Source organism: Buchnera aphidicola (Nipponaphis monzeni) (assembly GCF_006741185.1).
GTDB lineage: Bacteria > Pseudomonadota > Gammaproteobacteria > Enterobacterales > Enterobacteriaceae > Buchnera_H > Buchnera_H aphidicola_T.
Window position 1 is genome coordinate 1 of the sequence record NZ_AP019379.1, and the last position, 14,772, is coordinate 14,772.

12 protein-coding genes are annotated in these 14,772 nt (G+C 22.9%); 10 read left to right on the forward strand and 2 right to left on the reverse strand.

Features of this window, described 5'->3' with window-relative positions:
* Positions 1 to 201: 201 nt before the first annotated feature.
* The 9 genes from mnmG (at position 202) to atpC (ending at position 9,262) form a co-directional block, all read left to right on the forward strand.
* A complete protein-coding gene (gene mnmG / locus BUCNMO_RS00005) occupies positions 202 to 2,100 on the forward strand; it encodes a tRNA uridine-5-carboxymethylaminomethyl(34) synthesis enzyme MnmG (protein WP_158344438.1) in 1,899 nt (632 codons plus the stop codon).
* Positions 2,101 to 2,654: 554 nt separating this feature from the next.
* Entirely contained in the window at positions 2,655 to 3,473 is an 819-nt protein-coding gene (gene atpB, locus BUCNMO_RS00010; protein WP_158344441.1) for a F0F1 ATP synthase subunit A, read from the forward strand.
* A gap of 73 nt (positions 3,474 to 3,546) precedes the next feature.
* Positions 3,547 to 3,786, forward strand: coding sequence for a F0F1 ATP synthase subunit C (gene atpE / locus BUCNMO_RS00015; RefSeq protein WP_158344443.1), 240 nt, complete (start codon positions 3,547 to 3,549; stop codon positions 3,784 to 3,786).
* Positions 3,787 to 3,877: 91 nt separating this feature from the next.
* Positions 3,878 to 4,345, forward strand: coding sequence for a F0F1 ATP synthase subunit B (gene atpF / locus BUCNMO_RS00020; RefSeq protein WP_160118314.1), 468 nt, complete (start codon positions 3,878 to 3,880; stop codon positions 4,343 to 4,345).
* Positions 4,346 to 4,370: 25 nt separating this feature from the next.
* Complete coding sequence (locus BUCNMO_RS00025; protein WP_158344447.1) at positions 4,371 to 4,904, forward strand: F0F1 ATP synthase subunit delta; 534 nt, start codon at positions 4,371 to 4,373, stop codon at positions 4,902 to 4,904.
* A 20-nt stretch (positions 4,905 to 4,924) separates the two neighbouring features.
* Entirely contained in the window at positions 4,925 to 6,466 is a 1,542-nt protein-coding gene (gene atpA / locus BUCNMO_RS00030; protein ID WP_158344449.1) for a F0F1 ATP synthase subunit alpha, read from the forward strand.
* A 46-nt stretch (positions 6,467 to 6,512) separates the two neighbouring features.
* Positions 6,513 to 7,382 (forward strand): ATP synthase F1 subunit gamma, encoded by an 870-nt coding sequence (gene atpG / locus BUCNMO_RS00035; RefSeq protein WP_158344451.1) that lies wholly within the window; start codon positions 6,513 to 6,515, stop codon positions 7,380 to 7,382.
* Positions 7,383 to 7,403: 21 nt separating this feature from the next.
* The gene (gene atpD, locus BUCNMO_RS00040) at positions 7,404 to 8,798 is read left to right on the forward strand and encodes a F0F1 ATP synthase subunit beta (RefSeq protein ID WP_158344453.1); all 1,395 of its coding nucleotides are present in this window, start codon (positions 7,404 to 7,406) and stop codon (positions 8,796 to 8,798) included.
* Between the two features lie 41 nt (positions 8,799 to 8,839).
* Positions 8,840 to 9,262 (forward strand): ATP synthase F1 subunit epsilon, encoded by a 423-nt coding sequence (gene atpC / locus BUCNMO_RS00045; RefSeq protein ID WP_158344455.1) that lies wholly within the window; start codon positions 8,840 to 8,842, stop codon positions 9,260 to 9,262.
* Between the two features lie 167 nt (positions 9,263 to 9,429).
* On the opposite strand, the gene gyrB is transcribed toward atpC, so the two are convergent.
* Positions 9,430 to 11,844 carry a DNA topoisomerase (ATP-hydrolyzing) subunit B gene (gene gyrB, locus BUCNMO_RS00050; RefSeq protein WP_158344457.1) on the reverse strand — a complete coding sequence of 805 codons (2,415 nt, stop codon included), beginning with the start codon at positions 11,842 to 11,844 and terminating at the stop codon, positions 9,430 to 9,432.
* Between the two features lie 184 nt (positions 11,845 to 12,028).
* Positions 12,029 to 13,135 carry a DNA polymerase III subunit beta gene (gene dnaN / locus BUCNMO_RS00055; protein WP_158344459.1) on the reverse strand — a complete coding sequence of 369 codons (1,107 nt, stop codon included), beginning with the start codon at positions 13,133 to 13,135 and terminating at the stop codon, positions 12,029 to 12,031.
* A gap of 1,487 nt (positions 13,136 to 14,622) precedes the next feature.
* Between dnaN and rpmH the strand changes: the two genes are divergently transcribed.
* The gene (gene rpmH, locus BUCNMO_RS00060; protein WP_158344461.1) at positions 14,623 to 14,769 is read left to right on the forward strand and encodes a 50S ribosomal protein L34; all 147 of its coding nucleotides are present in this window, start codon (positions 14,623 to 14,625) and stop codon (positions 14,767 to 14,769) included.
* Positions 14,770 to 14,772: the final 3 nt, after the last annotated feature.

The following is a 14,772-nucleotide window of genomic DNA, read 5'->3' on the forward strand; positions in this document are numbered from 1 at the left end:
TTAACTATATTTTTAAATTAACAAAATTATTTAAAAAATTCTTTTTTCTTTATTTCTTTTTTCTTTATTTCTTTTTTCTTTATTTCTTTTTTCTTTGTTTTTTTTTCTTTATTTCTTTTTTTTTTATTTTGTTTTACAATAATTAGAATTACTAAATTTTATAACATATTTCAATACTTATTAGAAAAAGAATAATAATTTATGGATAATTCTAAAATTTTCGAAATAATTATAATAGGCGGAGGACATGCAGGAACAGAAGCTGCTATGGCATCCTCTAGAATGGGTTGTAAAACTTTACTTATAACTCAAAATATATCTACAATTGGAGTTCTATCTTGTAATCCTTCAATAGGTGGAATTGGAAAAGGTCAATTGGTTAAAGAAATTGATGCGCTAGGCGGCGTCATGGGTCAAGCTATTGATCAATCAGGAATTCAATTTAGAATGTTAAATACTAAAAAAGGAGCATCTGTTCAATCTACTAGAGCACAAGCAGATAGAATCTTATATCGTAATGCAATTTTAAAATACTTACAAAATCAAATTAATTTAACAATCTTAGCAGAAGAAGTAACGAGTCTATGTTTAAATGGAAATGTTATTAATGGAGTTAACACTAATACCGGCAATAAATTTAGAAGTAAATCTGTTATTTTGACAACTGGAACTTTTTTATCTGGTAAAATATTTATTGGTGATACTTGTAGTATGGGAGGTCGTAAAGGAGATAAATCTTCAATAAAACTATCTAATCAACTACACAAACTACCTTTCCGAATTAAAAGATTAAAAACAGGAACGCCTCCTAGAATTGATGGAAATACTATAAATTTTAATGTTTTAGAAACACAACAAGGAGATACACCTCCACCTTTTTTTTCTTTTATAAATAACTATTTGTTTCACAATACTAATTTACAAATTGCTTGTCACATTACACATACTAATGAAAAAACACATGATATTATACGTAAAAATTTAAAAAAAAATCCTATTTATTCAGGTAAATTAAAAGGAATTGGACCTAGATACTGTCCTTCCATTGAAGATAAAATAGTACGTTTTCCAAATAAATCCAGCCATCAAATTTTTTTAGAACCAGAAGGACTTTCAACACATATTATTTATCCTAATGGTATTTCTACATGCTTTCCTATTGATATTCAAAAATCTTTAATAACTTCTATAAAAGGTTTAGAACGATCAAAAATAGCATGTCCAGGATATGCTGTTGAGTACGATTATTTTGATCCTAGAGATCTATATTTAACTTTAGAAAGCAAATTAGTTAAAGGTTTATTCTTTGCTGGTCAAATTAATGGCACTACTGGATATGAAGAAGCAGCAGCACAAGGGTTATTAGCAGGAATCAATGCATCTTTATATGTATCTAATTCCAAAGGATGGTTCCCTAAAAGACACGAAGCATATATGGGAGTTTTGATAGATGATTTATGTACCAGAGGAACGGAAGAACCATATAGAATTTTTACATCTAGAGCAGAGCATCGATTATATTTAAGAGAAGATAATGCAGATTTAAGATTAACTCCAATAGGGAAAAAATTAGGTTTAATTAACAAAATAAGATGGAAACGATACATTGAAAAAATTTCTAACATCAAACAAGAAAAAAACGAATTAAATAATTACAAAATTAGTCCTAACACTATAAATGCTAATATTTTAAAAAAAATGACTGGAATTCATATTAAACGTGATACTACTTATACAAGTTTACTTAAAAGACCCGAGGTTTCTTTAAATATTTTAAAACAATTAAACAATTGTAATTATAATCAGGTACAGGACTTAGAAGCTGTTCGTCAAGTAGAATTAAATATAAAATATGAAGGTTACATCAATCGACAAAATAAAGAAATCCAAAAGCATATTGACCATGAACATTTTGTGTTACCTATAAATTTTAATTACAATAAAATTCAAAGTTTGTCATTAGAAACTATATCTAAATTAAACGCTTATAAACCAGTGTCTATAGGTCAAGCATCTCGTATCGGAGGAATTACACCGGCCGCAATATCTATTTTACTTATATATTTCAAAAAAAAAAATTATAAAAAAATAGTTTATTAATGTGTTTTTTTAATAATTTTTTAAAAAAATTATTATGTAAAATAATATTTTATTCACTTCAAAATTTTTTTAATACTACAAAAAAAATAGTTTCGTTTTTTATATAATTAAATTAATCTTTTATTATATAAATATCTGTGCATAAAGTGTAATTATCAGTACATAAATAATCTATAGTATTTACATAAAAACACATATTTATACAGTTATTTATACAAATACTCATATGTATTTGAGTTGTAATTTTTTTACAAATATAAAACTAAAAAATGTTCCTTATTTTTTAATAAACTTTTTAATAAAAAATATTGAATGAATAGTAACAAGTTTGATATATATTAAGTAATAATGTATATGAATGCTAAACAATATTATTGTTATTTTATTAGTATTTTAGATTGCAAAAAAAATAATGATTTAAAAAAAAATAAATTTTCTAAAAATTCAAAATAACTAAGAATAGTATTATGTATATACATGTATTACATTTAAATTAGCATATATTTTAATAATTTTCACAAAAAATTTTTTACAAGTAAAGGGAAATTATATTTATGACGGAAAATTATTGGACAAATCCAAAAAATTACATAAGTCATCATTTGAAACATTTACAAATAGACATGCGTAGTTTACAATTGGTAGATTATAAAGAAAATGTCAACAACTTTTGGTATTTGAATATAGATTCAATATTTTTTTCTATTGTATTAGGAATATTGTTTTTAGGAACATTTTATATGTTCACTCAAACGATAACTGTTGAAGAACCAAATAAATTACAAATAAGCATAGAATTAATAACCTCCTTTATAAAAAATAATATTCAAGAAATTTATAAAGGAAAAAATCAATTACTTGCTCCTTTAAGTTTTACTATATTTATTTGGGTATTTCTAATGAATTGCATGGATCTTATCCCTGTTGACTTATTTCCTTTTATAGCACAGAAAATATTTGGATATAGTAATATCCGAATTGTACCGTCTGCAGATATTAATATCACTTTTTCGTTATCCATTGGCATTTTATTTTTAATTTTATACTATGGATTTAAAAACAAAGGTATGAAAGGATTTCTTAAAGAATTTATATCTCATCCTTTTAAACATCCCTTATTTTGTATAGTTAACTTTATATTAGAAAGTGTTAATTTATTATCTAAACCCGTATCTTTAGGTTTGCGATTATTTGGAAATATGTACGCAGGAGAAATCGTTTTTGTTTTAATTTCTGGATTTGTTCCTTGGTGGTTACAATGGTTATTAAGTGTTCCTTGGGCAATTTTTCATATATTAGTAATTTTTTTGCAAGCTTTTATTTTTATGATGTTAACTGTTGTATATTTATCTATGTTTTTAAATAAAAGTTAAAACTACAACAACATCACAACAACAAACATTAAATATTTAAAAAAAACAATTTTTGAAAAAAGGAAAAAATACAATGGAACATATAAATGTAGATATGTTATATTTATCTGCAGCTATTATTTTAGGGTTTTCAGCAATAGGAGCCGCTATAGGAATAAGTATTTTAGGTAGTAAGTTTTTAGAAGGAGCAGCTAGACAACCTGATCTTATTCCTATACTTAGAACTCAGTTTTTCGTTATTATGGGTTTAATAGATGCAATCCCAATGATTGCAGTTGGAATTAGTTTATATTTACTATTTGCTGTAGTTTAATTCTATTAATAAATTAATTATAAATTATTAAGTAATAGTAAATATTTATAATAGTTATTTATTTCAAATTTTTAAACAAAGGAATATTAATGTGAATTTTAACATCACTATTTTAGGGCAAGCAATATCATTTATTATTTTTGTTGTAATTGCTATGAAATTTATTTGGCCACCAATAATACAATCTATAGAATTAAAACAACTAAATTTAAAAAAATCTTTAAAAATGCAAAAAGATATTAAATCAAGTTTTAAAAATTCAGAAATTCTTATTAAAGAAACAATTAATAACGCAAAATGTACCGCATTCAAAATTATAGAAGAAGCAAATATAAATAAACATAAAATCTTAGCAGAAGTTGAATTAGAAGCTATAAAAAAAAGAGATTTAATCATATCTCAAGCATATTTTGATATAGAAGTTCAACGTCAAAAAATCTATAAAAAATTAAAAAATGAAATTAGTGACTTATCAGTATCAATTGCAAAAAAAATAATTATTGATACTTTAAAAACAAATGAAGATATTAGCATGATAAGTAATTTAATTTCAAATTAACCTTATAATTTTTAACAAATTAAAAATGATAAAATTAACAACTATTGCCCGACCGTACGCTAAAGCAGCTTTTGAGTTTTCTCATGAACAACAATCAATTAAAGAATGGGAAAACATGTTATCTATAGTCACTTACATTGCACATATTAAAGATATAAAAGTAATAGTAGCTGGTATATTAGGAAGAAAAATTTCTACAGAAATTTTTCTTCAGTTATGTAAAGAATATATTAACGATCACTTTATGAATTTTATTAAAATACTTTCTAATAATAAACGTTTGTACGTAATAAAATATGTTTATTTACAATTTATGGAATATCAACGTAACTTTAAAGAAATCACAAATATTAATATAATTTCTTCAAAGAAGATAAATAAAGAACATTTAAATAAAATTAAATTTACGATACAAAATAAACTTACAAAAAAAATATATCTTAACAATACAATAGATGACTCAATTATTAGTGGTAAAATATTTAAATCAGGAAATAATGTTATCAATAATTCAATTTGCAATCATTTAAAAAATTTAAAAAAATTTTTAAAAAAATAATTAATAGGATAATACATTCAATGCGATTAAATGCTACTGAAATTAGTGAGTTAATTAAAAAACGTATTGCACAATTCAAAGTTACTCCTGAAAGCTATAATGAAGGTTCAATAATTTCAGTAAGTGATGGAATTATACATATCGTAGGATTAACTAATGTGATGCAAGGAGAAATGATATTACTTCCAGGTGATAAATACGCTATTGCTTTAAATTTAGAAAGAGATTCTGTAGGTGCTGTAGTAATAGGTTCATATATTGATTTAATTGAAGGTATGAATGTACGATGCACTGGGCGTATTTTAGAAGTACCTGTTGGATCAAACTTATTAGGCAGAGTATTAAATAGTTTAGGAGAACCTATTGATGGAAAACATGATTTAAAAATCAACCAATATTCACCTGTTGAGAATCCAGCACCAAATGTTATTGATCGTATTGCTATCACTAAACCTTTACAAACAGGGTATAAAATTATAGATGCAATGATTCCTATAGGCCAAGGACAAAGAGAATTAATTATAGGTGATAGACAAACAGGTAAAACTGCCCTTGCAATAGATACTATTATTAATCAATGTCACTCGGGTATAAAATGTATTTATGTAGCCATAGGACAAAAAAATTCTACTATTTGTAACGTAGTAGATAAATTAAAAAAACATCAAGCATTACAAAATACTATTGTTATCGTTGCTTCTGCATCTGATTCTGCCATTTTACAATATATTGCACCATATGCTGGATGCGCTATGGGAGAATTTTTTAGGAATAAAGGGGAGCATGCTTTAATTGTTTATGACGATTTATCTAAACATGCTGTATCTTATCGACAAATTTCTTTATTACTAAAAAGACCTCCTGGAAGAGAAGCATTCCCTGGAGATATTTTTTATTTACATGCTAGATTATTAGAAAGATCTGCATCTGTGAATACAAAATATGTAGAACAAATGACCAAAGGGAAAATAAAAAATAAAACAGGATCATTAACAGCTTTACCTATTATTGAAACTCAATTAGGTGACGTATCAGCTTTTATTCCTACAAATATTATTTCTATAACAGATGGACAAATTTTTTTAGAAACAAGTTTGTTTAATGCTGGTATATATCCAGCAGTTAATCCAGGTATTTCTGTATCAAGAATCGGAAATGCTGCTCAATCTAAAATTATAAAAAAATTATCTAGCGGAATTAGAACTACATTAGCTCAATATCGAGAATTAGCTACTTTTTCTCAATTTTCATCCGATTTAGACAAAAATACTAAAAATCAATTAAGTCATGGTCAAAAAATTACGGAACTTTTCAAACAAAAACAATATACTCCAATGAGTATATCGGAACAATCTTTAATACTATTTAGTATTAGAAACTCTTTATTGCAAGATGTACCTTTAGATAAAATATTTTTATTTGAAGAATTGTTAATAAAATACGCTCACCTTAATCATTCAACATTAATGAAAAAAATAGATAATAATGGTTGTTATGATTCTAATATTATAAAAGAGATAAAATTTTTGATTACCAATTTTAAAAATGATAATAATTGGTAATATGAATTTTATTAATTGTGTATTAATAAAAATAAGAGTTTAATCAATGTCCAGTAGTAAAGAAATACAAAATAAAATTAATAGTGTACGTAATACCCAAAAAATTACGAAAGTAATGGAAATGGTAGCAATAACTAAAATAAGTAAATTACAAAAAAAAATTAATAACAGTCTATCATATTTTCAATCTATAACTCAAATTATTACAAAAGTTATGTATGGCAATATAGAATATCAAAATAAATATTGTATTATTAGAAAAAAAGTTAAACGAATAAGTTTGATAATTGTGTCAACAAATAGAGGATTATGTGGTAGTTTAAATATTAATTTATTTAAACAAATAATAAAATATATCAATAATTGCAAACATGAAAACATTTTATGTGACTTATATATTTTAGGAACAAAAGGTATTACTTTTTTTAATACATTAAAAGATGATGTATCACTAAATATTAAAAATATTGAAAATGATACTTCTTTATTTAACATACTTAAAAAATTAATAAAACATTATAATATTAAAAACATTGATAAAATTTGTATTGCTAGTAATTACTTAAAAAATAAAACATTACAAATTCCAAAAATTATTTCGCTATTACCCATTACTTTAAAACATGATCTTAATATCAACAGTAATAAATATTGGAGTTATTTATATGAACCTAATTTAAAATTTTTATTAGACCAATTAATATATCGTTATTTAAAATCTAAAACACATAAATGTATTTTAGAAAATTTTATTTGTGAACAATCAGCTCGAATGATTGCAATGAAAACTGCTACAGATAACAGTAATAAGGTTATTAATGAATTGCAGTTACTACACAATAAAACACGTCAATTTAATATTACTCAAGAGTTAACTGAAATTATCTCAGGTATGTCAGCTATAATATCAGATTAATGTTTTATAAGGAAAAATGTAATGAGTGGAATAATTGTACAAGTGATAGGAACTATTGTTGATGTTGAATTTCCTTACACTTCTATACCTAAAATTTATGATGCATTAAAATTAAATAATAATAATATAAATTTATTATTAGAAGTTCAGCAGCAATTAGGAGGAGGAATTGTCAGATGTATTGTTATGGGTCCTTCTGAAGGAATTAAAAGAGGATTATTAGTATCTAATTTAGGACATGGTATTAGAGTACCCGTCGGAAACGCTACTTTAGGTAGAATAATTAATGTATTAGGTGAACCCATTGATGGGAAAGGTATATTAAAAAGTCATAATAATCAAAATGTTGAATATTGGAATATTCACAGAAACCCTCCAAGTTATTCAGACCAATCTATAAATCATACTATTTTGGAAACAGGGATTAAAGTCATTGACTTAATGTGTCCATTTTCTAAGGGAGGAAAAGTAGGATTATTTGGTGGAGCTGGAGTTGGAAAAACAGTTAATATGATGGAATTAATTCGTAACATTGCTGTTGAACATTCAGGATATTCTGTTTTTACTGGAGTAGGAGAAAGAATAAGAGAAGGTAACGATTTCTATGTTGAAATGCAAGAATCTAAAGTATTAGATAAAATATCTCTTGTTTATGGACAAATGAATGAACCAGCAGGTAATAGATTAAGAGTAGCATTTACAGGATTAACTTTAGCTGAAAAATTTAGAGACGAAGGAAAAGATGTATTATTATTTATTGATAATATTTATCGTTATACGCTAGCAGGAACTGAAGTATCTGCTTTATTAGGAAGAATTCCTTCAGCTGTAGGTTATCAACCTACTTTATCCGAAGAAATGGGAATTTTACAAGAACGTATTACTTCTACACACAAGGGATCAATTACATCTATTCAAGCAGTATATGTTCCAGCAGACGACTTAACTGATCCTTCTCCAGCAACTACTTTTTCTCATTTAGATTCTACTATTACGTTAAGTCGTCAAATTGCGTCATTAGGAATATATCCTGCAATCGATCCTTTATTATCAACAAGTCGTCAATTAGATCCTTTAATAATAGGAGTAGAACACTATAATACTGCCCGAAAAGTTCAAAATATTTTACAACGTTATCAAGAATTAAAAGATATTATAGCTATTTTAGGAATGGATGAATTATCAGAAGATGATAAATTAATAGTTAAAAGAGCTAGAAAAGTTCAAAAATTTTTATCACAACCTTTTTTTGTTGGAGAAATATTTACTGGATTAAAAGGGAAATATGTATCTTTAAAAAATACTATTAAAGGATTTAATCAAATTCTTGATGGAAAACTTGATGAATTACCTGAACAATTTTTTTATATGGTAGGTTCTATCGAAGATGTAATTACAAAGTCTAAAAGTTGTTAAATCTTTTCATTTGCAAAACATAATATAGGATATCATAAATAATGAGCTTTCATTTAAAAATAATAAATATTACATGTAATGTTTATTCAAATATTGTTAAAAAAATAAACTTATCTGGAATAGAAGGAGAATTAGGAATATATACAGGCCATACATACCTTTTGACTACTATAAAACCTGGCTTGTTATATATATTAAATGACAATAATACAGAGAAACATTTTTATATAACAGGTGGTATTATAGAAATTCAACCGATAAAAGTAACAATTTTAGCAGATAAATTTTTTTATAGTTCAGACATGAATGAACTAGATATGTTAGCAAAAAAAGAAACAATTAAAAAAAATATTTTACATTATGCTAATAATCATAATAAACTAAAATTGCTAAATCAAAAGTTTTTAACAATATCTAAAAAACTACATTTTTTAGATATTGTTAAAAAGTCTAGATTAAAATAATTTTATTATAATTATTTTAATCTAGATTAATTATATTATTATGTTAAATATTCATTATTATTTGTAATAATATATAATGTTTAATATTGTTATTTCAATAGTATTAATTTCTTAAATTTTAAAATATAAAATTGTAAATATAAATTATATAATTTATATACCATCAATTAAAAATCAATATTTTTTGCTTTTAAAGCATTTAATGCAATAAAATTTTTTCTAGGTTCAACATAATCTCCCATTAATATATTAAATAATCTATCAGCTGTTAAAGCATCTTTTATAGAAATTTGTAACATAGTTCTACAACTAGGATCCATTGTAGTTTCCCATAATTGGTTGGGGTTCATTTCTCCTAAACCCTTATACCTTTGAATAAATAATCCTTTTTGTGAATCTCGTACTAAATAGTGCAAAGTTTTTTCAATATTTAATAAAGAGTAACATTTACTATTTTTTTTAATATAAGCTTTTTTAGAAATAAATTGATTAATTTTACTACTTAACAATAATACTTTATTATATATTTCACTTGTAAAAAAATCATACTTAAATTTGTAAGAATAATTTTCTCCATATATAGATTCTTGTAAAATAGGTTCAAATATGTTTGAACCTGTTTTATTTGTCAATACAAAGCTATATTTATTAAAACTATTCGTTGTAATATTTAGTTGTGTTACTATCCTATTCATCCATTTTAAAACATTATCTTTGTCTTTAAAAGGACAAAGAATAGATTCATAAATTAATGTTCTTAAAACATTAGATCTAATGTTAGTAATATTATTTTTTATAATTTTCTTAGCATTATTATATTCTAAAATTAACTTTTTAAATTCACTAATATGAATTATTTGTGTATTAGGTATAGATATATAAAATAAACTATTTTGTAAAGCTATTTTCAATTGATATCTAGACATATCTTCATCATCTTTAATATATTGCTCATTTTTACCATTTTTAATTTTATATAAAGGTGGTTGAGCGATATATACATATCCTTTATGAATAATTTCTGGCATATAACGATAAAAGAAAGTTAATAATAATGTACGAATGTGTGATCCATCAACATCTGCATCAGTCATAATAATAATACTATGATATCTTAATTTATTAAGGTTAAACTCATTTTTACCAACTCCACAACCTAATGCTGTAACAAGATTAGCAATTTCTTGAGAAGATAGCATTTTATTAAATTTTGCTTTTTCAACATTCAAAATTTTTCCTTTTAAAGGTAAAATAGCTTGATTTTTACGATTTCTACCTTGTTTCGCTGACCCCCCAGCTGAATCTCCTTCTACTATATAAATTTCAGATAAATCTGGATTACGTTCTTGACAATCAGCTAATTTACCAGGAAGCCCTGTAATTTCCAAAAAACTTTTTTTACGAGTCATCTCTCGAGCACGTTTAGCAGCTTCCCTTGAACGAGCTGATTCAACAATTTTAGTAATAATAATTTTTGAATCTTGTGGGTTTTCTAATAAATACTCCATAAAATGTTTCATAGTCACCGACTCTACTACAGACTTTACTTCAGAAGAAACTAATTTTTCTTTAGTTTGTGAAGAAAATTTAGGGTTAGGTGTCTTTATAGATAAAATAGCTGTCAATCCTTCTCTAGTATCATCTCCAGAAATTATTAATTTATTTTTTTTAATATAGCTTTCTTGTTCAATATAATTATTTATAGTACGAGTCAATGCTGACTTAAGTCCAGATAAATGAGTTCCACCATAATTTTGAGGGATATTATTAGTAAAACAATATATTTTTTCTTGAAACGAAGAATTCCACTGTATCCCAACTTCTACTGTAATAGTATTTTTTTCTTCTATAAAATAAAATATTTTAGAATGAATAATTTTTTTATTTTTATGTAAAAAATTAATAAAAGATTGCAAACCTCCTTTATGATAATGTTGTTGATAAATTTTTTTTCGAATATCATTTAAATAAATAGAAATACCTGGATTAAGAAAAGATAATTCTCTTAACCTTTTTTCTAAAATTTCATATTTAAAATTTGTTACATTAGTAAATATTTCAAGATTAGGCCAAAATCTAATTTTTGTCCCAGTAATGGTAGTATCATCAATTATTTTTAAAGGGAATAAAGGAATACCTTGAGAATATATTTGTTGGTAAACTTTGTTATCTCTATAAATAGTTAATTCTAATTTTTCTGATAATGCATTAACTACCGAAATTCCGACTCCATGTAAACCACCTGATACTTTATAAGAATGATCATCAAATTTACCTCCAGCATGAAGCACTGTCATAATAACTTGGGCAGCAGAAAATCCTTCTTCAGGATGGATATCAGTTGGAATACCTCTTCCATTATCTTCAATAGAAATAGAATTATCTAAATTAATAGTTACTGTAATTTTTTCACAATAACCAGCTAAAGCTTCATCAATTGAATTATCTACAACTTCAAATACCATATGATGTAAACCACTTCCATCATCTGTATTACCTATATACATACCAGGACGCTTTTTAACAGCATCTAATCCTTTTAATATTTTTATATTTGATGAATTATAGGTATTTACTGACATTCATATTCCTTTGTTAAAAAATATTAGTTTATTTATAAATATTGTTACTAAACAATATTTATTCATTATACAAATAATAATTTGTTAATTAATATTACGTAATTATTTTGATTAATATCAATTGTTAATTAATTTTTTAATAATATAATAATTAATTATATCACGTTAATATATTGTTTTTTTTTTAAAAAATTAAAGGCATAACAATAAAACAGTCTTTAGAAATTATTTCTCTTTGTACTTGAATAGTAGAAATAGGCTTATTAAACAAAACATAAATAAAATCATCTTTAATGACATTCAAAATATCTATAATATAAGTCGCATTAATAACAAATTTAATATCTTCTTCATTGTCAGTATCAACTTGAATATTTTCTTCTGCTATTTCATCTTCTTCATTACTAGCAGTTAATTTTAAAAAATTTTTTTTAATATAAAATTGCACAGCTTTAAATTTTTTATCTGATAAAACAGAAATTCTTGTTAAAGATTGTTTCAATTGTAACGAACTTATTTTTAAAATAGTATCAAATTTTTTAATAACTAATTTTTTATAATGAGGGAAATTTCCTTCTATTAATTTTGTAGTAAATGTGATATCATTGATTTTCAACTTAAAATTTTTTTTATTAATTGATATTATAATTAGTTCAGAACTATCATTTAATAATCTAACCATTTCAATAACATTCTTTCTAGATATTATAACAGTATAAGATAATATATTTGTATTTAATTCTACACTTAAAATAGCCATTCTATGTCCATCTGTAGTCACAGACTTTAATGTTTTATTATAAATTTCTAATAACATACCATTTAAACAATATTGTATATCATTAGTTGCCATACAAAATTGAGTAGTTTTTATAACGTTCTTAAAAATTTTTTCAGAAATATTAAATTGTACTTGATAAGTAGAAAAATATAATTTAGGATAATTCATAGCAGGTAACGTTAATAATTTAAAATAACTAAATAGAGTAGTTATTTGTAAAATATTATTTTCTATTTGTTCAATTTTTACAATTGATTGACTAGGCAAACCTTTACAAATATTTAATAATTTTTTACCTGAAACAGTAATTTCTCCCGCACTATAAAAATTTTTCACATAAATTTTTGCTACAATCTCAGTTTCTAAATTACTTGCTGTTAACGTTAAACATTTTTGATTTATTTTGATTAAAATGTTTTGAAATATAGTAGATATGTCGTTTTTTTGTAAAATAGGTGTTATGTATTGTAATTTTTTTAGTAATTTATATGCTTCTATAGTAAACTTCATAATGTTTATATTAAAAAATAATTAAATTTAAAAAATAATTATATTATATATATAATATAATAAGTAAATTTTTTATAATTAGTGTATTTGTATATTTTATATGAAATTTTTATTACAAGAGGTTAACAACATTAAATAATGTCATAGTTTATACTATGAAATAACATATTATATAAAATATATTTTAAATATATTTAAAATATAAAAGATATTTTAATATGTGTTTAGTTAATAGAAAATTATATTTATTAAAGTATTTTTATAATTCATAATAAAATATATTTTGTTATTTTAAATAAATTGTATATAATATTTAAATAAACCTTTGATATCTTTTATTATTAATAATAAATAACATTTAATATTAATTAATAAAATATATTTGCCAATGATAATAAAAAATTCTTCAACTGATAAATAGTAAAGAATTCATTATTCTTGATATTTAATAATTTAATAAACTAATAATAATATTGTTATTAGTTTATTATATTTAAATTAAAAAATTAACAATGATTATTGTTGTTTAATAAACCATTATATTAAATAACAATTTATTACTTAAACAAGCTAAATGACAGACTAATATTAAATTTGTTTAATTCGTTAAGTATTATTAATAAGTAGAATATCATTCTATTTATATAAATGTTTTTTACGTACATTTTTTTAAATTTATATTATTTAATATAAATATATAAAATATTATTTTAAAAAATCTTTTACATAAAAACAAAAAATGTAACTTTTAATTTCTATTAAAAAACATGCATGAATTCACTTACTAATAATCACTACAATTTTTTTTAAAAAAAATTATTTTAAAATTAAATATTAGTACTTAAAAATTAAGATATACAACTAATAATTTTTTTTAAACTATCGTTAGTATTATGACAAAATTTTTGTTAAATATTAATTTCAATTCCAAAAAAATTTTAAAAACTTTATTTTATAAAAATTTATTTATTTTTTTTATTGTTAATAATATTTTTTTAATATTCGTTGTGAGATAACAATTTTAATAATTTGTTTTATTAAGATATTATTTAAAAATTTTTTAATATAGTATTGATTATTAGTTAATGTAAATTTGTTAAATATATTTTTATAATTATTAATTCTTAGAAACTATTTTTAGTTATCAAATATTATATTAAAACTAAATTAGTTATATAAAAAATATATTTTTTTGAAAATACTACATTCATACATTTTATATGATGTATTTTTTAAAACTTAAATACATTATATTTTAAAAAATTAACTATTCGATAACTAAAATATGTTAAAACATTTTGCTAATTCATTGTTAATCAATATTAAAAACTTTTTTTATTATAATATAATTTATACATGTGTTTTAAATATTAACTGCATCAATATATATTTATATATTTTACTATATTAACATATAAAATTTAATTTATTTAAAAAATAACAGTAATAATTTTTAATAAACTTGTCTTAATAAATTAGGAATAAATATGAAAAGAACTTTCCAACCATCTGTATTAAAAAAGTGCAGATCCCACGGATTTAGAGCAAGAATGGCTACTAAAAACGGTCGTTATATTTTGTCAAGAAGACGATCTAAATTACGTTTACGTCTAACTATTTCTACTAAATTATAATTA

Coding starts and splice junctions, on each gene's coding strand:
- atpD (WP_158344453.1), top strand. CDS start 7,404: ATGAGTGGAATAATTGTACAAGTGATAGGAACTATTGTTGATGTTGAA.
- dnaN (WP_158344459.1), bottom strand. CDS start 13,135: ATGAAGTTTACTATAGAAGCATATAAATTACTAAAAAAATTACAATAC.
- gyrB (WP_158344457.1), bottom strand. CDS start 11,844: ATGTCAGTAAATACCTATAATTCATCAAATATAAAAATATTAAAAGGA.
- atpA (WP_158344449.1), top strand. CDS start 4,925: ATGCGATTAAATGCTACTGAAATTAGTGAGTTAATTAAAAAACGTATT.
- atpC (WP_158344455.1), top strand. CDS start 8,840: ATGAGCTTTCATTTAAAAATAATAAATATTACATGTAATGTTTATTCA.
- atpE (WP_158344443.1), top strand. CDS start 3,547: ATGGAACATATAAATGTAGATATGTTATATTTATCTGCAGCTATTATT.
- rpmH (WP_158344461.1), top strand. CDS start 14,623: ATGAAAAGAACTTTCCAACCATCTGTATTAAAAAAGTGCAGATCCCAC.
- atpG (WP_158344451.1), top strand. CDS start 6,513: ATGTCCAGTAGTAAAGAAATACAAAATAAAATTAATAGTGTACGTAAT.
- atpB (WP_158344441.1), top strand. CDS start 2,655: ATGACGGAAAATTATTGGACAAATCCAAAAAATTACATAAGTCATCAT.
- mnmG (WP_158344438.1), top strand. CDS start 202: ATGGATAATTCTAAAATTTTCGAAATAATTATAATAGGCGGAGGACAT.
- BUCNMO_RS00025 (WP_158344447.1), top strand. CDS start 4,371: ATGATAAAATTAACAACTATTGCCCGACCGTACGCTAAAGCAGCTTTT.